Consider the following 25,247-nt stretch of genomic DNA (forward strand, 5'->3'; position numbering starts at 1 on the left):
GCCAGCCATGACCGAACACGGCCACAGCCAGCAAGAGATTTTCGAACGGATCAATGCGCCTCCGGGTCGTGGGGTTCTGCGCGATGTGGTTTATGGCGGCATCGATGGCTCAGTCACGACATTCGCGATCGTTGCCGGGGTTGCCGGGGCAGGTTTATCGCCTTTTGTCATCGTGGCACTTGGGTTGGCCAACGTGCTGGCGGATGGTTTTTCGATGGCGGCGGGCAACTACTCGGGAACCAAGGCCGAGCTCGATAACATCCACCGTATTCGAGCCATTGAGGAACGGCATATCAAGTTGTATCCGGATGGCGAGCGAAAGGAGGTGCGCGAAATCCTCGCACAAAAAGGCCTTTCAGGCAGCGTTCTGGATGACGCGACGGCTGAAATCACTTCGAACCACGACAATTGGGTCGACCTGATGATCGAGGGCGAATATGGGCTGGGCAGCGTCGACCCGCATCCCCTCAAAGCTGCGATGGCGACGTTCTTTGCCTTTCTGATCGCGGGGATGATTCCGTTGTTGCCGTTCCTCTTATCCGTTGCAAATGCGTTCACAGTATCGGCCTGGATGACTGCGGGCGTGTTCTTTGCCATTGGCGCGATGAAAAGCCGGTGGTCGCTTGCACCCTGGTGGCGATCAGGCGGAGAAACCCTGCTGATCGGGGGTGCGGCGGCAGCTATCGCGTTCTGGGTTGGCTCGTTGTTTCACCCCTGAATGGTGCTGTTGTCGCGGACGGGGTGATCAGGCTGGTCCTCAGAATCTGACCCGCTAGGGTGTTGTAAACCATTGCGAGGCACCTCGTGGCAACGGATCATCCTGAAAAAACTGTTTTGGTGCTGGGCGCTTATGGCTTCATCGGTGCTGCGGTCGTTCGGTCGCTGCATGCGGATGGCGCCTGTGTGAAGCGGCTTGCGCGCAGCCAGAAGACGGCTGAGAGGGTCCTTCCGGATATTGCGCTGATCTCGGGGGATCTACGTGATTTCAAGTCGGCGGCGGATTGACGGGGCTATCGCGGGCAGCCGAGATACTCTCGCGCAATGGTTGGCCCGTTGGGATTGCCAACGCGAGCGTGGTGTTTTGGTCGATGATCAATATCGCGCTGGGGCTGGCAATCTTGTGGCGTCCGTGGGCCGCGCGCGCTTGCCTCGCGCAGGCTGCAATCGCCGCTTGCTATCTGATCGCCGCCACGTTGACGGTGCCTGAACTGTGGCTCGACCCTTTGGGACCGTTGGTCAAGATAGCACCGGCTTTGATGCTATCACTGATCGCGCGACCCATGTTGGAGAGCCGCTGATGGACCCGGATCTGATCTTGCGTTGGCTTCACGTGATCGGAGCATGCGTTCTATTGGGCACTTGCGCGGGGATCGCCTTTTTCATGCTGATGGCGCACCGCACGGCAGATGCACGGGTGATTGCTCATACGGCGGGAATCGTGGTGCTGGCCGACACAGTTATTACGGCCACCTCAGTCATTTTCCAGCTGATCACCGGCGTGTTGCTGGCCTGGCAACTGGGCTGGTTGCTGTCGGAGGGTCGGATCGCGATATCACTGCTGCTTTACGTACTGACCGGCCTGTTCTGGCTGCCGGTGGTTTGGATTCAGTTGCGTCTGAGGGATTATGCAAGGCAGGCTGATCGGGATGGTACCTCCTTGCCAAGCAGTTACGACAAACTGTTCCGCAGATGGTTCGCTTGCGGTATTCCGGCCTATGCCGCAGTGCTGGCGATCCCTTGGCTGATGCTGGCACGCCCTCACATCCTGCTTTTCTAGGCCGATTACCTGAGCAGCAGGCGGTATCCATGCGGATTTCCAGACTATAAACTAGCCTGTCTGCACGGTACGTTTGGCGCATCGCATCCCGGAGGTTTCGGTTGGAATCCTTGCTTGTCCTCGTTGGTCTGATCGTTCTGGCCATTCCTGTTTCGATCATCGCTTTGCTGATTGGTCAATCGCGGTTGCGTAAGCGCGTCGAACAGCTTGAGCGGCAATTGGCCAGGCAAATACCGGAAAGCGGCGCCGAAACCTCCAAGACATCAAGGCCGGAGCCGACGACGACGCAAACCAAGCATGATCCCTGGGCCGCGGCAAAAACTTCATCTGCCACTGACGAAAATCAATCGGATGTGCCGCAGGCCTCAGAGGCTGACGATCCTCCTGCCACCATCGTTTTTCGTGAGGAAAAGATTGCCGTGCTGGGCGCGTGGATGCGTGAAAACTGGTTCTACGCGGTTTCGGCGTTGTCACTGGCGTTGGCGGGGATTTTTCTGGTTCAGTACGGGGTTGAAAACGGACTGTTGCCACCGACAGCGCGCGTCATCGCGGCGTTGGTCTTTGGCCTTTTGCTGATCGGAGCGGGTGAAGTGATCCGCCGCCGCTTTGGCGACGATGAAAACTCATCTACTGCATACTTGCCGTCTGTATTCTCGGGCGCAGGTCTGGTGACCCTGTTCGGTGGGGTTCTGGCCGCGCGCCAGCTTTATGATCTGATCGGCCCCGAGGCCGCTCTGGCCGGTCTCGTTATCATCGCTCTGTTTGCGTTGGTCTTGGGATGGTTCCACGGGCCGCTGCTCGCCGCCGTAGGTCTAATCGGAGCCTTTGCCGCGCCCTTTATGGTTGGAGGCGCATCGGACGATCCCAGTTGGCTTTATGGTTATTTCTTTATCATCGCCATTTTGGGCTTGGGTATCGATACCGTCAGGCGTTGGGCATGGATTTCTATTCTGACGCTAGTGGGTGCATACGGGGCGGCGTTTTTGCTGGTGCTGTCTTCCCCCTCTACGGAACCGGGATATCTGACCTGTGTGACAGCACTGGCGCTGATTGCGATGGCGATACCCGTACGCAGTATCTGGCCCGACCACACCGGCCCGATGATTGCCGAGGTCATCCGGCGACGGAAAGGGGATCCATGGCCCGAGTTTCCAACCCGAATTGCCTTTGGTGCGGTTCTCACCAGTTCCATCATCCTGTCGCTGCATTGGTCGGATTCAAGCGGTGAGTTTTGGCTGGGCGTTGCTCTGTTTACCGCTTTGATACTGGCGCTGATCCTTTGGACAAAAGCTGCGCGTGCTTTGCAGGATGTGACGGTGCTGCCTGCGTTGGGTCTGATCTGGTTTGTTCTGCTGCACGGGTTGGACGGTGGCTCCGTGTGGCGCGGCTTTGCCGACACATACGTGGAAACGGCCGAGGCCGATTATCCTTGGGTAGTCACGCTATTGGTTGCCCTCGGGGCCTTGATCAGCGTGCTCGCTGCGTGGCGGTCCTTCCACGCCGGGCGCTACGCTGTGGTCTGGGCCGGTGGTGCAGCCCTATATGCCCCGACGCTGGCGATCGCGCTTGAAGTCGGATGGCAGCCTGCAAACGTGATCGGAGCTTATGCGTGGGCCTTACACGCAATCGCATTAGGCGCGATGATGGTGGTTTTGGCCGAACGGTTTGCGCGGGCCGATGGTGAGAAACGGATGCGGCCTGCACTGGCAACTCTGTCTGCGCTATCGTGCCTTAGCTTTGCTTGCATCATCGTACTCAGCTCTGCCGCTTTGACCGTAGCACTTGTCGCCATGATTGTTGTGGCCGCGGCGCTGGACCGGCGATTTGTTCTGGCTCCGATGAGTTGGTTCATTTGGGCGGGTGTGTTCACGGTGACCGTACGGCTGGTGCTCGACCCGGGGCTCGATTGGGCCGAAACCGCGCCGTTGATCGAAATGACCTTGGTCTATGCGGTGGCGGTTGCCGGGTTCATCATGGGGTGGGCGTTGCTAAGGTCCTTGGACCGCCCGATTGCCTCATTGCTGCTTGAAAGCGCGGCCTGGGCAACGGCGGGAATACTGCTATCGCTCTTGTTGCTGCGCTGGCTGGAAAGCTTCGGAGAAGGCGGCGCGACAGACAGCCATTGGGGGCTGGGGCTGCTGGCGGTGATCTGGCTGCTGCTGGCTTTTGCACAAATACAGCGGTTCGAGCTTGGCGGTAAGCTGAACTACGCGCGTTACGCGCTCGCGGCGTTCTTTGCGGCACACGGCATGATGCGTCTGGTTCAGGCTTTGTCTGAGGCTAACCCGTTGCTCGACCCATTTGCCGATCCCGTGCTCGGCCCGCCGGTGCTGAACACGTTGGCGGTGGCCTATCTGTTGCCTGGGCTGGCCATCGGCTTCTCGGCTTGGCGCGTCGTGACGCAGCCCGTGCTACTGAAGCAGATCAGTTATTGGGTCGCCGGTGCCCTGATCGCTTTTTGGCTGGGGCTTACAATCCGTCATGTCTGGCAGGGGGCGGGTGGCATGTATGAAGGCAACGGCGTCACCCAGCCCGAGCTTTATTCATACACCATCACCTTGTTGGTGGTCGGCGCAGGGTTGTTCTACCAGTCGTTGGCCCGCCGGTCCGATTTGATGCGCAAGGCCGGTTTGGCCGTGATTGGCCTCGCGGTGGCCAAGGTGTTTCTGATCGATATTGCCGGATTGGGCGGGCTGATCCGGGTGTTTTCGCTGTTGGCGCTCGGTCTCGCACTGGCGGGTCTTGCATGGCTCAATCGCTGGGCCAAGCTGCGCCATTCGTCGCAAGACCCGGAACCTCTGGACCATTGAGAGCAGGCGTCCTATAAGCGCGGCCATGTTTGACCGGCTGGCCATCATTATTCGAATTATATCCCCGGCGCTCTGATATCGCGAGACGCCGGGCAAAGGTGCTTGAGTTATCGCACTGACCGCTTCGATCCATACACGACCAGAACATCCTGAGGACGCCCCAAATGTGCGCCGAAACACCTGACTACAAAGACACGCTGAACCTGCCGAAAACCGAATTCCCCATGCGTGCAGGCCTGCCCAAGCGCGAGCCAGCATGGCTGGACCGCTGGGAAAAGATCGGCGTCTATGACCGCCTGCGCGAGCAAGAGGGTCGCAAACCTTTTACCCTGCATGACGGCCCTCCTTACGCGAACGGCCATCTGCATATCGGCCACGCACTGAACAAGACCATCAAGGACATGATTGTTCGGTCCCATCAGATGATGGGCTACGATTCACGCTATGTACCCGGCTGGGACTGCCATGGCCTGCCCATCGAATGGAAGATCGAGGAACAGTACCGCAAGAAGGGCAAGAACAAAGACGAGGTGAACATCGTCGACTTCCGTCAGGAGTGCCGCAAGTTCGCCGAAGGCTGGATCGACATCCAACGCGAAGAGTTCAAGCGTCTGGGCATCACCGGCAATTGGCCCGACCCCTATATCACGATGGACTATCACGCCGAGGCCGTGATCGCGGATGAGTTCATGAAGTTCCTGATGAACGGTACGCTTTATCAGGGCTCGAAACCCGTGATGTGGTCCCCCATCGAGAAGACCGCGCTAGCCGAGGCCGAGGTCGAGTATCACGACAAGGAAAGCTTCACCATCTGGGTGAAGTTCAAGGTTGTGAACACCGGCGATGTGACGCTGGACAACGCTTATGTGGTGATCTGGACGACGACCCCATGGACGATGCCCTCGAATAAGGCCGTGGTCTATGGCGAGGGTATTTCCTATGGCCTCTACGAAGTCACTGGACGCCCCGAGGAGTGCTGGGCGCGGATCGGTGAGCGTTACTTGCTGGCCGATGACCGCGCCGCAGATGTGTTTGCGCGCGCGCGTCTGGATGACACGATGTATCGCCGTCTGTGCGATGTAACGCAGGAAGATCTGGCCAAGATCCAACTGGCACACCCGCTGGCCGGGGCCGAAGATGGCAATGGCGAATGGGACGACATCCGCGATTTCCGCGCCGCTGAGTTTGTGACCGACACCGAAGGCACCGGCTTTGTCCACTGCGCGCCGTCGCACGGGATGGAGGAATTCGAGCTTTACCGTGATCTGGGGATGTTGGAACAGGTCATCACTTACAACGTGATGGATGATGGCAGCTTCCGCGCCGATCTACCGTTCTTTGGCGGTAAATACATCCTGTCCCGCAAGGGCGGTGAAGGCGATGCGAACAAGGCCGTCATCGACAAGTTGGCCGAGGTTGGCGGGCTGCTGGCGCGTGGCAAAATCAAGCACAGCTATCCGCATTCGTGGCGCTCGAAGGCGCCGATCATCTACCGCAACACGCCGCAGTGGTTTGCCTCGGTTGACCGCAAGCTGGAGGACGGCATGGGCGAGATGGGCGACTCCATCCGTGAACGTGCCCTGCGCTCGATTGATGAACTGGTGAAATGGACGCCGCAGACCGGCCGCAACCGTCTGTATTCCATGATCGAAGCACGCCCGGACTGGGTCCTGTCGCGCCAACGCGCCTGGGGCGTGCCGCTGACCTGCTTCACCAAGAAGGGGGCATTGCCGACCGACGCGGACTACCTGCTGCGCAATGACGAACTCAATGCCCGCATCAAAGCCGCGTTTGAGAAGGATGGCGCAGACGTCTGGTACACGGACGGGTTCAAGGAGAAGATCCTCGACGGTATCGCGAACCCCGACGACTACGATCAGGTGTTCGACGTGCTGGATGTGTGGTTCGACTCTGGCTCGACCCACGCCTTTGTGCTGCGTGATCGTGAGGACGGGACCGCGGACGGTATCGCTGACGTCTATATGGAAGGCACCGACCAGCACCGCGGGTGGTTCCATTCGTCGATGCTGCAGGCTTGCGGCACCAAGGGGCGTGCACCATACCGCAACGTAGTGACCCACGGATTTACGCTGGATTCCAAGGGCAACAAGATGTCCAAATCGCTGGGCAACACCATCGTGCCGGAAGAGGTCGTTAAACAATACGGCGCCGATATCCTGCGCTTGTGGGTGGCTCAGACCGATTACACCGCTGACCAGAGGATCGGACCGGAGATCCTGAAAGGGACAGCCGACAGCTATCGCCGCCTGCGCAATACCATGCGGTTCATGCTAGGCTCGCTGGCGGACTTCACCAAAGCGGATCGGGTTGCGCCTGAAGATATGCCGCGCCTGGAGCGCTGGGTGTTAAGCCGACTGGCCGATTTGGATGAGCAAGTGCGCAAAGGTTATGCAGCATTTGACTTCCAGGGTGTATTCAGCGCTGTATTCACATTCGCCACGGTTGACCTGTCATCGTTCTATTTCGATGTCCGTAAAGACGCGCTTTATTGCGACGGTGACAGCCTACGCCGCCGTGCCGCGCGGACTGTGCTGGATATCCTATTCCACCGTCTGACCACATGGCTGGCCCCAGTTCTGGTCTTCACTATGGAAGAGGTCTGGCTGGAACGGTTCCCGGCCGATGATAGTTCGGTCCATTTAATGGATTTCCCTGAAACGCCCGCTGATTGGCGCCATGAAGAACTGGAAGCCAGCATGGCCAAAGTCCGCCGCGTTCGCCGCGCCGTGACCGCTGCGCTGGAAATTCAACGTCAGGACAAGGTGATCGGATCCAGCCTTGAGGCCGCACCGATCGTGCATGTCGAAGATCAGGAAACCCGCGATCTGCTTGCGACCTTCGACGTGGATGACATGTGCATCACTTCTGGTCTGGCTGTCACAGGCGATCCGGCTCCGGCCGAGGCGTTCCGTGTGCCGGAAATCGAGGGCGTAGCTGTAGTGTTCGAAAAAGCCCAAGGTGACAAATGCCAGCGCTGCTGGAAAATCCTTCCTGATGTTGGGCTGCACGCCCATCCGGGCGTATGCGGGCGCTGTAACGAGGCGCTGAGCTGACATTCGAACGGAGCGCGAGAGAGAGATCGCTGATGCGAGGCTCTGCCTCGCGCTCCGAGGTATTTTTGGCCAGATGAAGAGGCGGATCGTCAGGATTCGGGTTGCAGGCGTGGTGAAACATCTGCAACCGTTCTCTTATGCCGATGATCGCCGTAGAAACTCAGTTTGGTTGCCTTGGTGTCGAAGAGACCAGCGGCGCCATCACGCGTCTTGTCTGGAATGGCCGTGACGAAGGTCTAGCCACCCCGGTTCTGCGAGAAGCGGCGGCGCAGTTGCGTGCCTATGACGAAGGGCGTTTGCAGCAGTTCGAACTGCCCTACCGGATCAAGGGATCGGAATTTCAGCGTCAGGTGTGCGATGCAATGTATGCTATCCCATTTGGTGATACGCGCACCTATGGCGAGTTGGCTAACGACCTTGGCTACTCGGCGCAGGCGGTTGGGCGCGGATGCGGGGGAAATCCCATCCCCATCATTATTCCCTGTCACCGGGTTCTGGGTGCAGATGGGAAGATGGTTGGGTTTTCAGGCCACGGCGGTGTTGAGACCAAAGTGGCTCTGCTGCGTCACGAAGGTGCTGCCAGCCTGTTGATCTGATCGGTACTTATCTGTTGCAATCGGAGCGGCACGGCCCCAACCTATATCGAATAGTGAATTTGAAGGACCGAATTGAATGACCGGCCAGACAGACCCCGCCGCACGCAAGAAAGCCATCATCGATCATCTGATGTCTTTGGAAGAACAGGAACTGGCAACCGCACAGGCACATTATGATGCCTTCCTTAAGGACTCGCAGTTGGATGACCGAGAAGGGCATGACAAGGACGACATCGCTGCCTCGCGCGAGAATGCAGATCTGGCGGCCGCCTTTGATGCGCCTGTTCATGCGCATCACGCCAAGATTGACGTGATCGAGAACACCGATTTTGGCCTCACGGATACGGTGCAGCCCGGCGCCGTAATCAAGTTCAACAATCGCCGCTTCGTCGTATGTGTCTCAACGACTCGGTTTGAGGTGGACGGCAAAACCTACATGGGCATTTCGACCCAAAGCCCAATCTATCTGGCTATGGTTGGCCTGCAAGAGGGTGACGTGTTCACCCATAACGGGACTGAGTTCGAGGTTCAGGAAGTCTTGTAATCCCGGGCCTTGCGCGGCGGAATGATCTGCTGCGCAATACCGGCCGAGACCAAATACAAGCTGGTGATCACCAGCCCCCAATGGGCCCAGCTTTCGGGGTGAAAGTCGACCCAGGCGGCCCAGCCTGCAAAGAATGTCCACGCAAAAGCCATAGGCAATGACAGGGTGCGCCAACGCTCGGTCCGGACTGGGTGAATGAATTTCAGCGGCAGGAACATTGCGACAGACAGCAAGGTGACCAGCAGCAGGATGACCCAGAAGTTGGGCTCCAGGGCGAAGATCACAATGACGAACATGTTCCAGCAGCCTGGAAAGCCAGAGAAGGAATTATCCTTGGTTTTCATGCGGGTATCCGCAAAGTACATCGCGCTTGCAAAGGTGATGACGATGATTGCAAACCAGCCGGTCCAACCGTCCATCAGACCCGATTTGAACAGGGCAAAGGCAGGGATGAAAACATAGGTCAGATAGTCGATGATCAGGTCCAGCAAGACTCCGTCAAACTCGGGTGCGTTCTTCTTAACGTGATAGTGCCGCGCCAGCGGGCCATCGATGCCATCGACGATGAACGAGACAACGAGCCAGAGATACATCAGGCTCCATTTCTCTTCGACTGCTGCCAACATGGCGAGCATTGCGAAAACGGCACCTGTGGCGGTGAAGAGATGAACGGAAAGCGCTTTGAATCTGAGTGTCATGGTGGTGTCATGACGGAAGCAAGGCGCAGATGCAAAGCAAAAAGGGTCTTTGCTTCAGGCTTTTGGGTGCGTGCGGTTATAGACTTCCATCAACCGGGCCGTATCGACTGCGGTATAGGTCTGCGTGGTCGAAAGCGAGGCGTGACCCAAAAGCTCTTGGATCGCGCGCAGGTCGCCACCCGCAGACAGCAGATGGGTGGCAAAGCTGTGGCGCATCGCGTGCGGGGTGGCTGTTGCGGGAAGGCCAAGTTGCATCCGTGCCTTGGCGACCACAGCCTGAATGATTCCGGGGTTGAGCGGGCCGCCCCTGACACCTCGGAACAACGCCTTATCGGGGGATTGCGGATGTGGGCAGAGGTGAAGATAGCGATCCACCGAAGCCCGAGCGGCAGGCAAGACCGGTACGATTCTTTCCTTATCGCCCTTACCCGATATGCGCAGCGTTTCTGGCAGAGGAGCGTCCACACCGGTCAAAGACAACGCCTCGGAAATCCGCAACCCGCACCCGTAGAGGAGCGTCACAACCGCAACATCCCGTGCAGCGACCCAGTCCGATGAGGATTGTAGCTCGACCGTGTCGATCATTGCGCGCGCGGCATCTTCGGCCAGAGGTCGGGGCAGTTTCTTGGTAAATTTGGGCGCTCGGGTGGACAGCACCGCAGTAGGTTCGAACCCTTCGCGTTCGGCCAACCAGCGATAGAAGGTTTTGACGGCAGAAAGCTTGCGCGCCAGAGATCGCGCGCCGACATCAGAATTTCGCTGCTCTGCCATCCAGGCCCGCATGTCAGAAACGCTGATGCGTTCCAGCGCGGCCAGCCCTTGGCGCTCGCTGTGATGCAAGGTCATGAAGGACAGGAATTCTGTCACGTCGCCGCGATAGGCGTTGAGCGTATTTTCGGACCGCCCCGCCAGCGCCCCCAGACTGTCCAGCCAATGCTGCAGAGCATCGCGGCAGGCTGGGGAAATCAGGCTCACGACAGCCAGTGGCGCATAGAGCGTTCGAACACGCCGGCAAAGAAGGCAAGAAGATCAGTGCCAAGCTGAGGTGAGAAATGCCTCGGGTCGCGCGCGCCCATGACAATCATGCCGGGTAGGCGGCCAGTGCCAAGATCGAGTTTCAGGCAGGCCTCGGATCGTAGCTGATCGGCTTGTTTACCGTAAACTTGCGGATTGGGATGGCGGATTTCGCGCAAGGTAACCTCGCGCGGCTGACCGTTGCGGTCAGCGGTTAGATAGCTATCGATAAAGCCGGGCTCAGCCACAGTCAGCACGCCGCCGAGCTGGTTCACTACCGGATCATCGCGTACGACGGTTGTTTCGAGGACCAGAGTGATGTGATCGACTCGCAGGATTTCGGCCACGTCATTGCCTAGCGCGCGCAGGAAATCCTCGAACACGGTTGGCTCCAACAGGCGAAGAATGGCGCGATGCACCTGATTTGTGCCCGCCAAGTTCTCATACGCGGCAGCGATCACCGAGCGATGAGTGTCCTCAAGGCGGTCAAGACGCGCCTCAAGCCGCTGCATGGCGATACCGCGCAGGTCGATAACGTTGTCACCACGCGCCTGCTCATTTGCAGCCACCAAGGCCTGCATCAGGTCTTTGTCATCCAGCACGGCGTCAGGCTCAGCCAGAATTGCGGCGCGGAGATTGTCCTTGAGTTTAGGATCGCTGCTCATGTCCCGTCCGGTCGTTTTTTTTGTTTGGCGGGCTTATAACATGGGTTGCTGGATTTGCCTTGGGAAAAATGCACGCGAAAGGCGAATTTCATCGCTGCTGTGGCGGGCGCTCCCGCCTGCCCGGCGCTGATCAAAGATCAGCTTTTGCCGTTGGGCCGGGCGCGGTGCCTGATGGCACCGCGCGGCAATGCTTGGGATCAGAGGATTTTCTGACCTGTCTTGGCCCAGTCGGCCAGGAAAGTTTCAAGGCCTTTGTCGGTCAGCGGGTGGTCGGCCAGTTTTTTGATCACGCCCGGAGGTGCTGTAATCACGTCAGCCCCGATGCGGGCACTATCGGTCACGTGGTTTACGGTGCGGATCGAGGCGGCGAGGATTTCGGTCTCGAACCCGTAATTGTCATAAACTTGGCGAATATCTGCGATCAGGTCCATGCCATCGAGGTTGATATCATCCAGACGTCCGATGAAGGGCGAGATAAAGGTCGCGCCCGCCTTGGCGGCCAGAATGGCCTGATTGGTCGAGAAGCACAGGGTCACGTTGACCATCTGGCCTTCGTCGGTCAGTGTTTTACAGGTTTTCAAACCGGCCCATGTCAGCGGCACTTTGACTGCGATGTTGGGCGCGATCTTGGCCAGCTTACGGCCTTCGGCGATCATGTCGTCGGCCTCGGTGGCGACAACTTCGGCCGAGACGGGGCCGTCGACCAGATCACAGATCTCTTTGGTGACTTCCAGAATGTCGCGGCCCGATTTCAGGATCAGCGAGGGGTTGGTGGTTACGCCGTCCACCATGCCCAGATCGTTCAGTTCGGCGATGGCGTCGATCTCGGCGGTGTCTACGAAGAATTTCATGAGGGCAGTCCTTTGATGGGTTGGCCTTGGTCGCGGATGGCTTTACCTCAAAGAGACCCATGCTGGAACCCCCTGCGAAGGATATGCCGTGAGCGCTAACGGATTTTTCGACGAAGGAGAGCTGGTTGCGGTGCTGACCACGCAGCCGCTGGACCGGACGTTGGATTACAAAGCGCCCGAGGGCGGGTGCTTTCTTGGGGCGTTTGTCGAGGTGCCCTTGGGCCCGCGCAAAGTCTTGGGTGTGGTTTGGGGGCCGGGGCAGGGTGGTTTTGATCTGGCCAAGGCGCGGTCGGTGAACCGGGTGCTTGAGGTCGCGCCGATGCGTGAAGAAATGCGGGTGTTTCTGGGGAAAGTGGCTGACTACACCCTGACGCCGATGCCTGCGATGCTGCGGCTAGCAACGCGCGCGCCGGGGTTGGGCGATCCGCCCTCAATGCGCAAGGTTTATCGTTTGGGCGGTGGTCAACCGGACCGAATGACCGACGCACGAATGCGGGTACTAGAAGTTTTGCGAGACTATGGCGGCTTGGCCTTTACGCTGAAGGAACTGGCCGAGCAAGCGGGGGTCACATCTTCGGTCATTAAGGGGTTGGTCAAACAGAACGCTGTGCGTGAAGAGGACAGCCCGCGTGATCTTCCCTATCCTCATCTTGATCCAGAATTGCCGGGAAAGGACCTGACCGAAGATCAGGCGGAGGCCGTGATGCGGCTTCAGACCGGGCAACGGACGGGAGATTATGGAACGACTCTTCTGAAAGGGGTGACGGGCTCGGGCAAGACCGAGGTTTATCTTGAGGCGGTCGCCGAGGCCCTGCGCGTGGGGCGGCAAGCACTGGTCTTGCTGCCCGAGATCGCGCTGACGGCTGAATTTCTGACCCGTGTCGAGGCGCGATTTGGTGCGCGTCCGGCTGAGTGGCATTCGGGCGCGACCATGACCGAACGTCGCCGGGTTTGGCGGATGGTCGGTCAGGGTGATGCGCAACTGGTCGTTGGGGCCCGGTCAGCACTGTTTCTTCCATTTCGCGATCTTGGTCTCGTAGTTGTCGATGAAGAACACGACACCTCGTACAAACAAGAAGATGGGGTCCATTATAGTGCGCGGGATATGGCCGTTCTGCGTTCGGCCATCTGCGGAGCTCGGGTGATTCTGGCCAGCGCGACGCCTTCACTGGAAAGCTGGGCCAATGCCGAGGCGGGTAAATACGAACGGCTGGACCTGACCTCGCGTTTTGGTGCAGCAGTCCTGCCCGAAATGAAGCCGATCGACATGCGCGCCGAGCAGATGCAGGCCGGGACTTGGATTTCCCCCTCGCTGCGGCAGTCGGTGCAACAGCGTATCGAACGCGAAGAGCAGTCACTGCTGTTCATCAACCGCCGTGGCTATGCGCCCGTGACACTATGCCGGGCGTGCGGGGAGCAGATTGCCTGCGATCATTGCGACGCGCGAATGGTTGAACATCGGTTCCTCAAGCGTCTGATGTGCCATCAATGTGGTGAGACCAAGCCAATGCCAGAGGCCTGCCCATCCTGCGGGGTCGAGGGTAAACTGGCACCGGTCGGACCCGGGATTGAACGGCTGGCAGAAGAAGCCGAGGCGGCGTTCCCTGAAGCCAAAATCGCTATGCTCAGCTCTGATCTGTTTGGTTCGGCTCGTGCCCTGAAGGCCAAGATCGAAGAGATTGCCGAAGGCGATGCGGATATCGTTATCGGGACGCAACTCGTGGCCAAAGGACATAATTTTCCAAAGCTGACGCTGGTTGGGGTGATCGATGCGGACCTTAGCCTGCATGGTGCTGACCTGCGCGCGGCGGAACGAACTTTTCAATTGATGCGGCAGGTAGCGGGCCGGGCAGGTCGTGCGGAAAAACCGGGGCAGGCGTTGTTGCAGACATTCCAGCCGGAACATCCGGTGATCCGGGCGACTCTATCGGGCGATGAAGAAGGGTTCTGGAAGGCTGAAGCCGCCGGGCGTCAGGCCGCCGGGGTGCCGCCTTATGGTCGAATGGCCGGGATTGTCCTGTCTGGCCCCGAGGTCGGGCCGGTCTTCGACATCGGCAACGCCATGGCGCGCAACGATGCGCCGTTGCGCGATGTTGGTGCTCAGGTATTTGGCCCTGCTCCAGCCCCGATCGCGCGCATACGCGGGCGTCACCGCGTCCGGCTGTTAGTCAAAGCCCCGAAAGGTGCGCCTATTCAGGACGCCATAGCCCGCTGGATCGCCCCGTTGAAGTTGAAAGGCGATATCCGCCTGACCGTGGATATCGATCCGCAAAGCTTCTACTGACCCCTGCATCAGTGCAGAGCCGCTGTGCGCCGGCCGCTTTCCCCTCGCCAAAAAGTACAAATGGGCGTAGAGCATCCTCATGCTGAAACCCATGCCCTTGTCTGAGGCGCAGAGTCTTCCGCTCTGGCGCCGACCTATGACGCTCTTGTTCGTGATGGCGTTGACCATGCCGATCGCGTTCAACGCGTGGAGTGCATTGCTGAACAATTTCGTCATCGAGGCGGCGAACTTCGACGGGGCGGATATCGGGCTTTTGCACACGGTACGCGAGATTCCGGGCTTTCTGGCCGTTGGCGTGATTGCGGTGATCATTTTCATCCGCGAACAGGTACTGGCCATGATCTCATTGATGATGTTGGGCGTGGCGACGGCGGTGACGGCCTGGTTTCCCAGCCTTGGCGGGCTGCTGTTTGTGACGCTGTTCAGCTCGATCGGGTTTCACTACTATGAGACGGTGAACCAGTCACTGCAGCTGCAATGGCTGCCTAAAGACCGTGCGCCGCAGGTGCTTGGCTGGCTGGTGGCTATGGGCTCGGCTGCGACGGCTGTGGTCTATGGGTTGATCGTTCTGACATGGGACCGCTTCGACCTGTCCTATAACTTCGTGTTCATGGCGGCGGGCGGCGTGACGGCCTTGCTGGCATTGTTTTGCCTGATCGCTTACCCGCAATTCGACGCGCCGACGCCGCAGACCAAGAAGCTGATCCTACGCCGCCGCTACTGGCTGTATTATGCATTACAGTTCATGGCGGGCGCGCGGCGGCAGATTTTTGTCGTGTTCGCCGGTTTCATGATGGTCGAGAAATTCGGCTTTGAAGTGCACGAACTGACCAGCCTGTACCTGATCAACCTGATGATCAACATGATGGTGGCTCCGCTGCTGGGCAAGGCAGTCGCGCGTTTTGGCGAACGCCGCACGCTGATCTTTGAATATGCCGGGCTCGCCATCGTTTTCGCAGCCTATGGCGGCATCTACTGGTTTAGCTGGGGCGTGCTGCTGGCGGCGATTCTCTATGTGATCGACCATGTGCTGTTTGCTCTGGCGTTGGCTTTGAAAACTTATTTCCAGAAGATCGCCGACCCGGCGGATATTGCACCCACTGCGGCGGTGGCATTTACCATCAACCATATCGCCGCTGTTTTCTTGCCAGCACTTTTAGGTCTGCTATGGGTCGTTTCGCCCGGCGCTGTGTTTGGTTTGGCCGCTGCAATGGCGATCATCTCGCTTCTGCTGTCATTACTGATCCCGCGTCATCCGGAACCGGGCAACGAAACCATCCTGTCGAAATACGCCCCCGCGCCCGCCGAATAAGCGACTCCGCTTGACCTTGGCGGTCGGTGCCCCTAGGCGCTGTTTCGATCGAAACAGGAGGCCCCCATGCCAACATTCACTGCTCTGACCACTTTGACCGGCAAGAAAGCCGCCGAAGGATTGGGCGAGGCGATGGAACGGCTGGACCCGGAACCAACCGGCGTCGGCGTGTTCGAGGTCGAGGATGGCTCGGGCCTGTGGGAGGTCGGCGGCTATTTTACCGAAACCCCGGATGAAACCGCGCTGGCGGTTCTGGCCGCCGCGTTCGAGGCCAAGCCCTTTGTGGTCTCGGAACTGCCCGAAACGGATTGGGTCGCCCATGTCCGCCGCGAACTAGCCCCGGTCGAGGCCGGCCGGTTTTTTGTCTATGGAAGCCATGATGCCGACAAACTGCCCGAAGGCCGCATTCCGCTGCTGATCGAAGCTGCGATGGCCTTTGGCACAGGGCACCATGGGACAACGCTTGGTTGCCTCAAGGCTTTGGACCATCTTCTGGATCATGGGTTCACGGCCACCAAAGTTGCCGATATCGGCTGCGGTACTGCCGTGCTGGCGATGGCCGCAGCTCGAGTTTGGGATGGCGATATCATCGCCAGCGACATTGATGAGGTTGCCGTCGATGTGGCCGAGGCCAACCTTCGGGCGAACGGTATGGCGGGTGCGGTTAAATGTGTTGAAGCTGCAGGTTTCGATCACCCGGATCTGAAGGCGCATGCGCCTTACGATCTGATATTCGCCAATATCCTAAAAGGTCCGCTCGTGGCCCTTTCGCCTGAAATTTCGGCGAACCTGCGGGGGGGTGGACAAGCGATTCTATCGGGAATCCTCAATGAACAGTCCGATGGCGTGATCTCGGTTTATCTCCAAAACGGCTTCAATCTGGTTCGCCAGGATCGGATTGGTGAGTGGACGACGCTAATCTTAAGCAAACAGGGCTGAATTTAGACCATTTACGGGAGTTTTGTGGATTTTTGCCACGTTTTTGTCGCATTCTCTAATTACCGTCTTTCAATGCACTCGGGGGGCGGTTTTCGGAGGCTGCCATGACAGGAAAACAACTCGAATTCGATCAACGCATCTCGCGTTTGAACAAAAAGCACCAGAAACTCAGCCGCGGCTATCGTGCCACGTTGCGCTCAGACGGGCTGGTGGTGATGAAACCACAGCGTATGCGTTCAGCAGTTCCAGCGAGGGTTTTGTTACTGTGTTTGGTTGGCTTCTTTGCCTTCAAGGCCTTTTTACTGTCTCATCTTGGCCCGACTGCGTACGAAACGCGTGTTGAAAGCCTGAATCAGGGCACGCCGGTTGAGAAAGCTGGCGCCTGGATCATGCAGGCCGATCCGGTGACCGCGTTTTTCTCGAGCCAACTGAACAAGGTATGGTTCTAACCGGATATCTTGCACCCTCCTAACAAAAACACCGCATGCCTCACGGCGTGCGGTGTTTCTGTTTGCCCCACAGGGAGGAGGAAGGGGCGTATGCGGTAGTCCGTTATCTCAGTAACGGCGGCCTTCGGCGACAACGTCGATGTCGCCGCGGCATAGTCCGATATCGTCCAGTTCGCGGTCAGAAAGACCGTTCAGCGCGTTACGGGTTGCGCGGGCGTCATTCCATTCAACAACGGCGTTTACAACCGATGCAAAAAGTGCGCCGATACGGCCGACGAGGCCGAATGAGCCAGTGGTGGTGCGGGTGGTATCCAGTGCAGCCATATCCTGTTTCCTTCTGGTTTGTGTTAAACTCTGATCTTGCGATCTGAGCGGCATCTAGTGATGAGTTTCGCCGTGCGCAAGCGCAGAAATTGCATGTGTCCTATGCATTTTTTGCAACGCTCGAAATTGATGAAAACCCCTTAAATCATTGGTTAAAGTTCGATCGGAAAAGCGTCGAAAACGAACCTAACCCGGTCGCAAACAGGCCGCGAGGAACCGGAGGCGACATGAATGTCGGTTTTGGACCCTGAGTTGATTTCCTTGGAAAATGTTCACGCTTCGTGCTAGTCGATGAAAAAAGATCACACAAACCCGAGCAGGCCGAGACAAAACATGCGAATTCTGGGCATTGATCCAGGGCTTAGAACCTTGGGATGGGGCGTCATCGAATCGCATGGCAGCCGCCTGAGCCACATTGCGAATGGATTGTGCAAATCCGATGGTGATGATCTGGGGGAAAGGCTGCTGTCGCTACACAATCAAATCGTCGAAGTCATCGCCGAGCACAATCCAGATCAGGCGGCAATTGAACAGACCTTCGTCAACAAAGATGGGGCCGGTACACTGAAACTGGGTCAGGCGCGTGGTGTTGCGCTTCTGACGCTTGCGCAAGCGGGTTTGCCGGTTGGCGAGTACGCCCCCAACCGCGTCAAGAAAACGGTGGTGGGCGTCGGCCACGCCGAAAAAGAGCAGGTTCTGCATATGGTCAAACTTCAACTGCCCGGTTGTTCCCCCAAAGGGGCGGATGCTGCGGATGCATTGGCGATTGCGATCTGCCATTCCTACTATGGCGCCGCACCGCAGGCACGGATGAAAGAGGTACGCGCATGATCGGCAAGCTCACTGGACGGCTGGATTACCGCGCGGCGGATCACGTTCTGATCGACGTGCGGGGGGTCGGCTATATCGTCTATTGCTCGGACCGGACCATGGCGGCCCTGCCGGGGGTGGGTGAGGCAATGTCAATCTACACCGATATGGTCGTGCGCGAAGACCTGATGCAGCTTTATGGTTTTCTGTCCTTGGTCGAGAAGGAATGGCACCGTCTGCTGTGCTCGGTTCAGGGTGTGGGTGCGAAGGTATCGCTGGCCATTCTTAGTGCGCTGGGGCCCGATGGTGTCAGCCGCGCGATTGCCTTGGGCGACTGGGGGGCCGTGAAGGCCGCAAAGGGTGTCGGCCCCAAGACCGCGCAGCGGATCGTGCTTGACCTCAAGGACAAGGCCCCGGGTGTGATGGCGATGGGCGGCACGGTGACCGAAGCGATGGATGGCCCGGCACTTGAAGTGGTTGAGACGACCGAGCCTGCGCCTGTTCCGAAACGGGTGGCGAAACCGGCCTCGGGCGCTGCCGCTGCTTCTGCGGATGCGCTGTCGGCGTTGGGCAATTTGGGCTATGGACCGTCCGAGGCGGCATCGGCCGTGGCCGAGGCAGCGGCCAATATGCCAGATGCGGGCGAGGCCGATCTGATACGCGCCGCGCTGAAGCTACTGGCCCCCAAGGGCTGAGTGAAAGGGTAACTGAATGGTAGACGCTGATCCCGCCCTGCGAGCCGAACGGATGCCCGAGGACAATGACCGCGCCCTGCGCCCGCAGGGGCTGGATGAATTCATTGGTCAGGCCGAGGCGCGGGCCAACCTACGCATCTTCATCCAGTCGGCCCGCCAACGCGGTGAGGCGATGGATCACACGCTGTTCCATGGTCCACCTGGATTGGGTAAGACCACGCTTGCGCAGATCATGGCGCGCGAGTTGGGAGTGAATTTCCGCATGACCTCGGGGCCGGTTCTGGCCAAGGCGGGGGATTTGGCGGCGATTCTGACCAATCTGGAATCGCGGGATGTCTTGTTCATCGACGAGATTCACCGTCTGAACCCGGCGGTCGAAGAGGTGCTGTACCCCGCGATGGAGGATTTCGAGCTGGATCTTGTCATTGGTGAAGGTCCGGCGGCACGGACTGTACGGATCGAGCTGCAGCCATTTACGCTGGTCGGGGCGACAACGCGGATGGGGTTGCTGACCACGCCGTTGCGCGATCGGTTTGGCATCCCGACCCGGCTGCAGTTCTATACGGTCGACGAGTTGCACGAGATCGTCACCCGCAATGCCCGCAAACTGGGCGCACCTGCGGATGACGAAGGCGCGCGTGAGATCGCGCGCAGGTCTCGTGGAACACCACGGATCGCCGGTCGTCTGCTGAGACGCGTAGTGGATTTTGCCATTGTTGAAGGCGATGGGCGGATTACGCGCGACTTGGCGGATGGGTCACTGACCCGGCTGGGGGTCGATAACCTTGGTCTGGACGGGGCCGACCGCCGGTATTTGAAGCTGATTGCCGAGAACTATGCGGGCGGGCCAGTGGGGATTGAAACACTCTCGGCGGCGTTGTCCGAAAGCCGGGATTCGCTGGAAGAGGTGATCGAGCCTTATCTCCTGCAGCAAGGCCTGATCCAGCGCACTCCGCGCGGACGGATGCTGGCGCAAAAGGCATGGACGCATCTGGGGATGGCTGCACCCAAAGGACAAAGCGATCTGTTTGGTTGAAGTGGGGCGCATTAGATTTTAAGCCTCAGGCGGTCGTATCTAAATCGAGAAGAAGGACTGGGGCGTGACACCCGATGAGATTGAGGCGCTGTTCACACGCGATAGCGGTGAGTTTCTGTTTGCGCGCTGGGGCAGACCCATCGTGCCCATCGTGTTTGGTGTCGAGGATGAAACGCTGTCGACCGTAAAAGGTGCGTTCGAGGCGGTTGTCACTCTGGCAAATCACAAGATGGCCGAGACGGATCCCGAACTGGGTGCCAATTGCATGGTGTTCTTCTTCCGTGAGTGGCAGGAATTGTTGGACGTGCCCGATCTGGATCGCCTGATCCCGGATCTGGCTCCACTGGTTGACCGGCTGGTGGCTGCCGATGCCAATCAGTATCGCATATTTCGGTTCGAGGATGACGGCGCTATCCGCGCGGCATTTGTGTTTTTGCGCATGGACAAAGAGCTGTCGAAAGTGCCGGCAGAAACGCTGGCGCTAAACCAGGTCGTGCAAACGATCCTGCTTTGGTCCGATACTGCCTTTCGCAGCGCCTCACCTCTGGCGATTGCTGGTGACGCGACGATCTTGCGGCCTGATATTGCGGCCTTGATCCGCGCCGCCTACGATCCTGTTCTGCCCGGTGCCGCGCAGGACCCCTCTCATGCGTTGCGCTTGTTCGCCAGATTGGAGCCGTCGCAATGAAGCATCACTACCCGGTCCGTGTTTATTACGAAGACACCGACATGGGAGGCGTGGTCTATCACGCAAATTATCTGAGATTCATCGAACGCGCCCGGTCGGACTGGGTGCGTAAACTGGGTAATGATCAGAACGCGATGCGGGACGCAGGCATTGTCTGGGTCGTGCGGCGGATCGAGGCGGATTATCTCGCCGCCGCTAGGTTTGAAGACGAGCTGATGGTCGAGACCGAGATGGTTTCGCTATCGGGCGCTCGGTTGACAATGTCGCAATTGGTCAAGCGTGGCGAGACCGAGATTTTCCGCGCCGAGGTAACGGCTGTCTGCATGAACGCGCAGGGTAAGCCCGTGCGCCTTCCGGCAGAGATTCGCGCATTGATGTAACATTTTCAGCCTCCGGGGTGGTTCTGTTGGCTTTTCATCTCCATCTGCGTTAGCGTTTGGCAAAACAAGGCCAAATGGCCATCAGGCAAAACAAAGAGCAGGTTCATGGAAGCTGAAACGCTGGCGCTGGCGCAGGAGATCGATTTCTCCATGTGGGGGCTGTATGCCCGCGCGACCTTTATCGTCAAACTGGTGATGTTGATGCTGATCGGTGCATCCATCTGGTCCTGGGGCATTATCATTCAGAAACTGATCAACTACCGAGCCGCGCGGCGCGAGGCGCAGGTATTCGATGAAAGCTTCTGGTCTGGCAATCCGCTAGATGAGCTGTTCGAGCAGATCGGAACCCAGCCCGATGGCAGTTCCGAGAAGATTTTCGCGGCGGGGATGATCGAGTGGCGACGCTCGCACCGCACCGATGGCGGCTTGATCGCAGGGGCGACGGCGCGGATCGATCGCTCGATGGACGTGGCGATCGCGAAAGAGGCTGAGGGGCTGCAAAAAGGGTTGCCCATTCTGGCCACTGTCGGATCGACAGCGCCGTTTATCGGCCTGTTTGGCACCGTTTGGGGCATCATGAATGCCTTTATCGAGATTGCCGAGCAGCAGAACACAAACCTCGCCGTTGTGGCCCCGGGTATTGCCGAGGCGTTGCTGGCCACCGGTCTTGGCTTGCTGGCCGCGATCCCGGCGGTGATATTCTATAATAAACTCAGCGCAGACAGTGACCGCATCGTCGGCGGCTACGAGGCCTTTGCCGATGAATTCGCCACTATCCTGTCGCGTCAGTTGGATAGCTGACGATGGGTGCGGCAGTTCAGCAAAGCTCGGGCGGGAACGGACGCAGGCGCGGACGGCGGCGCGGGCGCGCCCAACCGATGGCCGAGATCAACGTGACGCCCTTTGTTGATGTCATGCTGGTGTTGCTGATCATCTTTATGGTGGCGGCCCCATTGTTGACCGTCGGCGTACCTGTCGATCTGCCCAAGACTGCCGCAAGTGCCTTACCCGGTGACAACGAAGAGCCGCTGACCGTGACCCTGACCGCAGATGGGCGCGTGCAGATCCAGACCACGGATGTGCTGCGCGAAGAACTGATCGGTAAGCTGCGCGCGATCGCAGCTGAGCGCAGCAGCGACCGCGTGTTCTTGCGTGCTGACGGCGCGATTCCATATGCGCAAGTGATGCAGGTCATGGGTGCTTTGAACGCGGGCGGGTTTTCCAACGTTGGCCTTGTGACTGATACCGGCGGGCCAACGCTGGACGAAGGGTGAGAGTGAGGCTGCGCGGTGGATACCGGCACCAAGATTTCGGCAATTGCGCATGTCAGCCTGATTGGCTGGGCGCTGATCGGCGGGACCTTCCGGTCCGAGCCGCTGCCGATGGCTGTACAGGATGTCTCGGTGATCTCGGCTGAGCAGTTTGCGGCCATGACCGCGCAACGCGAAGCACCCGAGGTGCCGACTGACCCGGCTGAACTGCAACAGCCTGCAGAACCTGATGAGATCGAAATACTGGACCCGACGCCGGAAGATACGCCCGAACCTGAGCCGGTTGCCCAGCCCGAGCCGGAACCTGAGCCCGAGCCGGAACCGGAAACGGTGGAAGTGCCGCCCGAGCCCGAACTGATCGAACAACCTCCGACGCTTGAAGAACCCGAGCCTGAGCTGGCGGCGCTTCCTGCGCCTCCGGGCCCAGAGGCCGAACCAAGCCCTGCGGATAAGATCGCGCCCGAGCAGATTGCTCCTCCTCCGCCCGAGGCCAAGCCGGATGACATTGAAACCCCTCCGGTTTCGCTGGATGAAGGGGCGGAAATCCAACAAGAACAGCAAGATCAAACGGCACCGGAAGAGGCCGCGCCCGAGATTGTGACCGAGGCGGAAGAAGTCGAAGATCCGGCCCCGCGAACTTCTCCTCGTCCGCGCGTGCGCCCGAACCGGCCGGCACCCCAGCCAGAGCCTGAGGTTGCAGAAACGCCCCAGCCCGCGCCGACTGAACCTGCGCAAAACGAGCAAGCGATCAATGACGCCTTGGCCGAAGCATTGGGCAATGGCACCGAACCTTCGGGCCCACCACTGACAAGCGGCGAAAAAGACGCGATGCGGGTTGCGGTGTCGCGGTGTTGGAATGTCGGGTCCCTGTCGACGGATGCGCTGGAAACCGTGGTTGTTGTCGGGTTTTCGTTAACCAGAGATGGCAAAGTGGTTGGCGGCAGTTTGCAGCTACTCGACAGTTCAGGCGGCTCGGCCGCATCAGCAAAACAAGCCTACGAAGCCGCGCGGCGCGCAATTTTGCGCTGTGGGTCTAAAGGATATGACCTACCTGCTGACAAATACGATCAATGGCAGGATATTGAGATTACATTCAATCCCGAGAGGATGCGGATCAAATGATGAAACTTCTGACCAGCCTCTTAATTGGCCTGACCCTTCTTTCGACCTCGGCCTACGCCCAAAGTGGCCCGCTGCGTCTGGAAATCGATGAAGGGATCATCGAACCAATGCCGTTTGCCGTGCCAAGCTTTGTGCCTGACGGTCCCTCGGCGGCACAATATGCACAAGATATCTCGCGGGTGGTCGTGTCTGACCTGACCGGAACGGGCCTGTTTCGTGAAATCTCGTCGGATGCATATATCAGCCGCGTCAGCAGTTTCGATGCGCCGGTACAGTTCGCAGATTGGAAGGCGATCAACGCTCAAGCACTGGTGACAGGGGCGGTCAATGTGTCGGGCAAGCGCCTGACGGTCCGGTTCCGGGTTTGGGATGTCTTCTCGGGGCAGGAACTCGGCAACGGTTTGCAGTTTGCAGGAACAACCGACGGTTGGAGGCGCATGGCGCATAAGGTCGCGGATCAGGTTTATACCCGGATCACGGGAGAGGGCGCCTATTTCGACAGCCGAGTCGCGTTCGTGTCGGAAAGCGGCCCTAAGGATCAGCGGCGCAAGCGGTTGGCGATCATGGATTATGACGGCGCGAATGTGCAGTATCTGACCGACAGCGCAGCGATTGTTCTGGCGCCTCGGTTCTCACCGACGGGCGACCAGTTGCTCTATACCAGCTACGAGACCGGTCAGCCGCGTATTTACGTGCTGGATGTCGGCCGCGTGAAGCGGCAGGAGTTGAAAACGCAGGAAGGCACCATGAGTTTCTCACCGCGCTTCTCTCCGGATGGTCGTTCAATTGTTTATTCGTTGACCCAAGGCGGAAACACGGATTTGTGGAAAATGGATCTGGCCTCGGGCCAAAGCGTGCGACTGACCAATACGCCCGCGATTGAAACTGCACCAAGCTATGCGCCGGACGGCAGTCGGATCGTGTTTGAAAGCGACCGGTCGGGCACTCCGCAGCTTTACATCATGCCCGCCAACGGAGGCGAGGCAACGCGGATCAGTTTTGGGCAAGGCCGCTATGGCACGCCGGTCTGGTCTCCGCGTGGTGACTTGATTGCCTTTACCAAGCAGAACAAAGGTCGCTTCCACATCGGTGTTATGCGCACGGATGGCAGCGAAGAGCGCCTTTTGACCGCCTCGTTCCTGGACGAAGGTCCCACTTGGTCGCCAAACGGGCGGGTCATAATGTTCACCCGCGAAACTCAGGGGGCAAGCGGTCGATCGACGCTTTACTCTGTGGATATTTCGGGCCGTAACTTGCGTCCTGTTAGAACGCCGGATGGCGGTAGCGACCCGTCTTGGGGGCCACTGCAGAATTGATTGGAACAGACCGCAGGTAAAGTTCACAACAAACCCGCAATGTGATAGAAGCGCGGCAATAAACAACGAAACACGAGGCACTTGAGATGAAACTGTTGAGCAAAGTCGCGGCAATTGGGGCGCTGACCCTGATTGCGGCCTGTTCCAATAATGATCCGTCGGCTCTGGGTGGCGGCGCTGGTGGCAGCGGCGCACTGGTTCCGGGCTCACCCAGTGATCCGCGTTCGCCAGCCTATTTCCAGCAAACAGTTGGTGACCGGGTTCTGTTCGCGGTCGATCAGTCCACGCTCAGCCCGCAGGCGCAGACGATTCTGCAAGGGCAGGCCGATTGGCTGCTCGCCAATCCGGATTTTGTCGCCAATATCGAAGGCCATGCGGACGAGCAGGGCACGCGCGAATACAACCTTGCGCTTGGAGCTCGTCGGGCCAATGCGGCGCGGGAGTATCTGATCTCGCGCGGGGTGGCAGGCAACCGGTTGACCACCGTCAGCTATGGCAAGGAACGCCCGATCGAAATTTGCAGCACCGAGGATTGCTATTCGAAAAACCGCCGCGCGGTGACGGTGCTGACCGGTTCAACCTTGGGGTAAGA

27 protein-coding genes are annotated in these 25,247 nt (G+C 58.9%); 22 read left to right on the forward strand and 5 right to left on the reverse strand.

The window, feature by feature from the left end; genetic code table 11:
* The first annotated feature begins 7 nt into the window (after positions 1–7).
* The 8 genes from ACR0DK_RS16785 (at position 8) to ACR0DK_RS16820 (ending at position 8,801) form a co-directional block, all read left to right on the forward strand.
* Positions 8–718, forward strand: a complete 711-nt coding sequence (locus tag ACR0DK_RS16785) for a VIT1/CCC1 transporter family protein (protein ID WP_170404431.1) — start codon at positions 8–10, stop codon at positions 716–718.
* 86 nt (positions 719–804) lie between these two features.
* Complete coding sequence (locus tag ACR0DK_RS16790; protein ID WP_170663888.1) at positions 805–1,005, forward strand: NAD-dependent epimerase/dehydratase family protein; 201 nt, start codon at positions 805–807, stop codon at positions 1,003–1,005.
* Positions 1,002–1,298, forward strand: coding sequence for a DoxX-like family protein (locus tag ACR0DK_RS16795; protein ID WP_480737232.1), 297 nt, complete (start codon positions 1,002–1,004; stop codon positions 1,296–1,298). The genes ACR0DK_RS16790 and ACR0DK_RS16795 overlap by 4 nt, the downstream gene beginning before the upstream one ends.
* Entirely contained in the window at positions 1,298–1,777 is a 480-nt protein-coding gene (locus ACR0DK_RS16800) for a DUF2269 domain-containing protein (protein ID WP_170511427.1), read from the forward strand. The genes ACR0DK_RS16795 and ACR0DK_RS16800 overlap by 1 nt, the downstream gene beginning before the upstream one ends.
* Before the next feature lie 101 nt (positions 1,778–1,878).
* A complete protein-coding gene (locus tag ACR0DK_RS16805) occupies positions 1,879–4,587 on the forward strand; it encodes a DUF2339 domain-containing protein (protein WP_480737234.1) in 2,709 nt (902 codons plus the stop codon).
* A 164-nt stretch (positions 4,588–4,751) separates the two neighbouring features.
* Complete coding sequence (gene ileS, locus ACR0DK_RS16810; RefSeq protein ID WP_480737236.1) at positions 4,752–7,661, forward strand: isoleucine--tRNA ligase; 2,910 nt, start codon at positions 4,752–4,754, stop codon at positions 7,659–7,661.
* Between the two features lie 137 nt (positions 7,662–7,798).
* A complete protein-coding gene (locus ACR0DK_RS16815) occupies positions 7,799–8,257 on the forward strand; it encodes a methylated-DNA--[protein]-cysteine S-methyltransferase (protein ID WP_170397424.1) in 459 nt (152 codons plus the stop codon).
* 76 nt (positions 8,258–8,333) lie between these two features.
* Complete coding sequence (locus tag ACR0DK_RS16820) at positions 8,334–8,801, forward strand: hypothetical protein (protein ID WP_170397423.1); 468 nt, start codon at positions 8,334–8,336, stop codon at positions 8,799–8,801.
* Here the strand turns inward: ACR0DK_RS16820 and ACR0DK_RS16825 are convergent.
* The 4 genes from ACR0DK_RS16825 to fsa all read right to left on the reverse strand — a co-directional run bounded on the left by ACR0DK_RS16825 (position 8,786) and on the right by fsa (position 12,029).
* Positions 8,786–9,499, reverse strand: a complete 714-nt coding sequence (locus tag ACR0DK_RS16825; protein ID WP_170397421.1) for a CDP-alcohol phosphatidyltransferase family protein — start codon at positions 9,497–9,499, stop codon at positions 8,786–8,788. The two genes, ACR0DK_RS16820 and ACR0DK_RS16825, sit on opposite strands and share 16 nt — an antisense overlap.
* Before the next feature lie 54 nt (positions 9,500–9,553).
* On the reverse strand, positions 9,554–10,474 hold the full coding sequence (locus ACR0DK_RS16830) for a tyrosine recombinase XerC (RefSeq protein WP_170397419.1): 921 nt from the start codon (positions 10,472–10,474) through the stop codon (positions 9,554–9,556).
* A complete protein-coding gene (locus tag ACR0DK_RS16835; RefSeq protein ID WP_170397417.1) occupies positions 10,471–11,178 on the reverse strand; it encodes a DUF484 family protein in 708 nt (235 codons plus the stop codon). Before ACR0DK_RS16835 ends, ACR0DK_RS16830 begins: the two co-directional genes overlap by 4 nt.
* 197 nt (positions 11,179–11,375) lie before the next feature.
* Positions 11,376–12,029, reverse strand: coding sequence for a fructose-6-phosphate aldolase (fsa, locus tag ACR0DK_RS16840; protein WP_170397415.1), 654 nt, complete (start codon positions 12,027–12,029; stop codon positions 11,376–11,378).
* 88 nt (positions 12,030–12,117) lie between these two features.
* Between fsa and ACR0DK_RS16845 the strand changes: the two genes are divergently transcribed.
* From ACR0DK_RS16845 to ACR0DK_RS16860, 4 genes are all read left to right on the forward strand, one after another.
* Entirely contained in the window at positions 12,118–14,313 is a 2,196-nt protein-coding gene (locus ACR0DK_RS16845; RefSeq protein WP_480737243.1) for a primosomal protein N', read from the forward strand.
* A gap of 79 nt (positions 14,314–14,392) precedes the next feature.
* Positions 14,393–15,625, forward strand: a complete 1,233-nt coding sequence (locus ACR0DK_RS16850) for an MFS transporter (protein WP_480737245.1) — start codon at positions 14,393–14,395, stop codon at positions 15,623–15,625.
* 66 nt (positions 15,626–15,691) lie between these two features.
* The gene (locus tag ACR0DK_RS16855; RefSeq protein WP_480737247.1) at positions 15,692–16,564 is read left to right on the forward strand and encodes a 50S ribosomal protein L11 methyltransferase; all 873 of its coding nucleotides are present in this window, start codon (positions 15,692–15,694) and stop codon (positions 16,562–16,564) included.
* A 104-nt stretch (positions 16,565–16,668) separates the two neighbouring features.
* Positions 16,669–17,013 (forward strand): hypothetical protein, encoded by a 345-nt coding sequence (locus ACR0DK_RS16860; protein WP_170397406.1) that lies wholly within the window; start codon positions 16,669–16,671, stop codon positions 17,011–17,013.
* Between the two features lie 108 nt (positions 17,014–17,121).
* Here the strand turns inward: ACR0DK_RS16860 and ACR0DK_RS16865 are convergent, their stop codons facing one another.
* Complete coding sequence (locus tag ACR0DK_RS16865; protein WP_170397404.1) at positions 17,122–17,337, reverse strand: DUF1127 domain-containing protein; 216 nt, start codon at positions 17,335–17,337, stop codon at positions 17,122–17,124.
* Positions 17,338–17,670: 333 nt separating this feature from the next.
* Here ACR0DK_RS16865 and ruvC point away from each other — a divergent pair, with 333 nt between their 5' ends.
* From ruvC to pal, 10 genes are all read left to right on the forward strand, one after another.
* Positions 17,671–18,168: a crossover junction endodeoxyribonuclease RuvC gene (gene ruvC / locus ACR0DK_RS16870; RefSeq protein WP_170818083.1), complete on the forward strand. Its 498-nt coding sequence runs from the start codon at positions 17,671–17,673 to the stop codon at positions 18,166–18,168.
* Positions 18,165–18,842 carry a Holliday junction branch migration protein RuvA gene (gene ruvA / locus ACR0DK_RS16875; RefSeq protein WP_170424326.1) on the forward strand — a complete coding sequence of 226 codons (678 nt, stop codon included), beginning with the start codon at positions 18,165–18,167 and terminating at the stop codon, positions 18,840–18,842. The genes ruvC and ruvA overlap by 4 nt, the downstream gene beginning before the upstream one ends.
* A gap of 16 nt (positions 18,843–18,858) precedes the next feature.
* The gene (gene ruvB / locus ACR0DK_RS16880; RefSeq protein WP_480737250.1) at positions 18,859–19,878 is read left to right on the forward strand and encodes a Holliday junction branch migration DNA helicase RuvB; all 1,020 of its coding nucleotides are present in this window, start codon (positions 18,859–18,861) and stop codon (positions 19,876–19,878) included.
* A 64-nt stretch (positions 19,879–19,942) separates the two neighbouring features.
* Positions 19,943–20,566, forward strand: coding sequence for a hypothetical protein (locus ACR0DK_RS16885; RefSeq protein WP_170397395.1), 624 nt, complete (start codon positions 19,943–19,945; stop codon positions 20,564–20,566).
* The gene (gene ybgC / locus ACR0DK_RS16890; RefSeq protein WP_170404386.1) at positions 20,563–20,946 is read left to right on the forward strand and encodes a tol-pal system-associated acyl-CoA thioesterase; all 384 of its coding nucleotides are present in this window, start codon (positions 20,563–20,565) and stop codon (positions 20,944–20,946) included. Before ACR0DK_RS16885 ends, ybgC begins: the two co-directional genes overlap by 4 nt.
* A 105-nt stretch (positions 20,947–21,051) precedes the next feature.
* Positions 21,052–21,747: a protein TolQ gene (gene tolQ / locus ACR0DK_RS16895; RefSeq protein WP_170397391.1), complete on the forward strand. Its 696-nt coding sequence runs from the start codon at positions 21,052–21,054 to the stop codon at positions 21,745–21,747.
* Positions 21,748–21,749: 2 nt separating this feature from the next.
* The gene (gene tolR, locus ACR0DK_RS16900) at positions 21,750–22,220 is read left to right on the forward strand and encodes a protein TolR (protein WP_170424320.1); all 471 of its coding nucleotides are present in this window, start codon (positions 21,750–21,752) and stop codon (positions 22,218–22,220) included.
* Positions 22,221–22,235: 15 nt separating this feature from the next.
* A complete protein-coding gene (locus ACR0DK_RS16905; protein WP_480737254.1) occupies positions 22,236–23,339 on the forward strand; it encodes an energy transducer TonB in 1,104 nt (367 codons plus the stop codon).
* Positions 23,336–24,655 carry a Tol-Pal system beta propeller repeat protein TolB gene (gene tolB / locus ACR0DK_RS16910; RefSeq protein WP_170466163.1) on the forward strand — a complete coding sequence of 440 codons (1,320 nt, stop codon included), beginning with the start codon at positions 23,336–23,338 and terminating at the stop codon, positions 24,653–24,655. Before ACR0DK_RS16905 ends, tolB begins: the two co-directional genes overlap by 4 nt.
* 86 nt (positions 24,656–24,741) lie before the next feature.
* Entirely contained in the window at positions 24,742–25,245 is a 504-nt protein-coding gene (gene pal, locus ACR0DK_RS16915) for a peptidoglycan-associated lipoprotein Pal (protein WP_170397385.1), read from the forward strand.
* Positions 25,246–25,247 lie beyond the last annotated feature (2 nt).

Source organism: Ruegeria sp. CE6, assembly GCF_056537485.1.

Excerpts from the sequence above, each read along its gene's own strand:
- ACR0DK_RS16785 (WP_170404431.1), top strand. The coding sequence starts at position 8 with ATGACCGAACACGGCCACAGCCAGCAAGAGATTTTCGAACGGATCAAT.
- ACR0DK_RS16815 (WP_170397424.1), top strand. The coding sequence starts at position 7,799 with ATGCCGATGATCGCCGTAGAAACTCAGTTTGGTTGCCTTGGTGTCGAA.
- ACR0DK_RS16865 (WP_170397404.1), bottom strand. The coding sequence starts at position 17,337 with ATGGCTGCACTGGATACCACCCGCACCACCACTGGCTCATTCGGCCTC.
- ACR0DK_RS16825 (WP_170397421.1), bottom strand. The coding sequence starts at position 9,499 with ATGACACTCAGATTCAAAGCGCTTTCCGTTCATCTCTTCACCGCCACA.
- tolQ (WP_170397391.1), top strand. The coding sequence starts at position 21,052 with ATGGAAGCTGAAACGCTGGCGCTGGCGCAGGAGATCGATTTCTCCATG.
- ACR0DK_RS16855 (WP_480737247.1), top strand. The coding sequence starts at position 15,692 with ATGCCAACATTCACTGCTCTGACCACTTTGACCGGCAAGAAAGCCGCC.
- ruvB (WP_480737250.1), top strand. The coding sequence starts at position 18,859 with ATGGTAGACGCTGATCCCGCCCTGCGAGCCGAACGGATGCCCGAGGAC.
- ybgC (WP_170404386.1), top strand. The coding sequence starts at position 20,563 with ATGAAGCATCACTACCCGGTCCGTGTTTATTACGAAGACACCGACATG.
- ACR0DK_RS16835 (WP_170397417.1), bottom strand. The coding sequence starts at position 11,178 with ATGAGCAGCGATCCTAAACTCAAGGACAATCTCCGCGCCGCAATTCTG.
- ruvC (WP_170818083.1), top strand. The coding sequence starts at position 17,671 with ATGCGAATTCTGGGCATTGATCCAGGGCTTAGAACCTTGGGATGGGGC.
- ACR0DK_RS16820 (WP_170397423.1), top strand. The coding sequence starts at position 8,334 with ATGACCGGCCAGACAGACCCCGCCGCACGCAAGAAAGCCATCATCGAT.
- ACR0DK_RS16800 (WP_170511427.1), top strand. The coding sequence starts at position 1,298 with ATGGACCCGGATCTGATCTTGCGTTGGCTTCACGTGATCGGAGCATGC.
- ileS (WP_480737236.1), top strand. The coding sequence starts at position 4,752 with ATGTGCGCCGAAACACCTGACTACAAAGACACGCTGAACCTGCCGAAA.
- ACR0DK_RS16860 (WP_170397406.1), top strand. The coding sequence starts at position 16,669 with ATGACAGGAAAACAACTCGAATTCGATCAACGCATCTCGCGTTTGAAC.
- tolB (WP_170466163.1), top strand. The coding sequence starts at position 23,336 with ATGATGAAACTTCTGACCAGCCTCTTAATTGGCCTGACCCTTCTTTCG.
- ACR0DK_RS16850 (WP_480737245.1), top strand. The coding sequence starts at position 14,393 with ATGCTGAAACCCATGCCCTTGTCTGAGGCGCAGAGTCTTCCGCTCTGG.
- pal (WP_170397385.1), top strand. The coding sequence starts at position 24,742 with ATGAAACTGTTGAGCAAAGTCGCGGCAATTGGGGCGCTGACCCTGATT.
- fsa (WP_170397415.1), bottom strand. The coding sequence starts at position 12,029 with ATGAAATTCTTCGTAGACACCGCCGAGATCGACGCCATCGCCGAACTG.
- ruvA (WP_170424326.1), top strand. The coding sequence starts at position 18,165 with ATGATCGGCAAGCTCACTGGACGGCTGGATTACCGCGCGGCGGATCAC.
- tolR (WP_170424320.1), top strand. The coding sequence starts at position 21,750 with ATGGGTGCGGCAGTTCAGCAAAGCTCGGGCGGGAACGGACGCAGGCGC.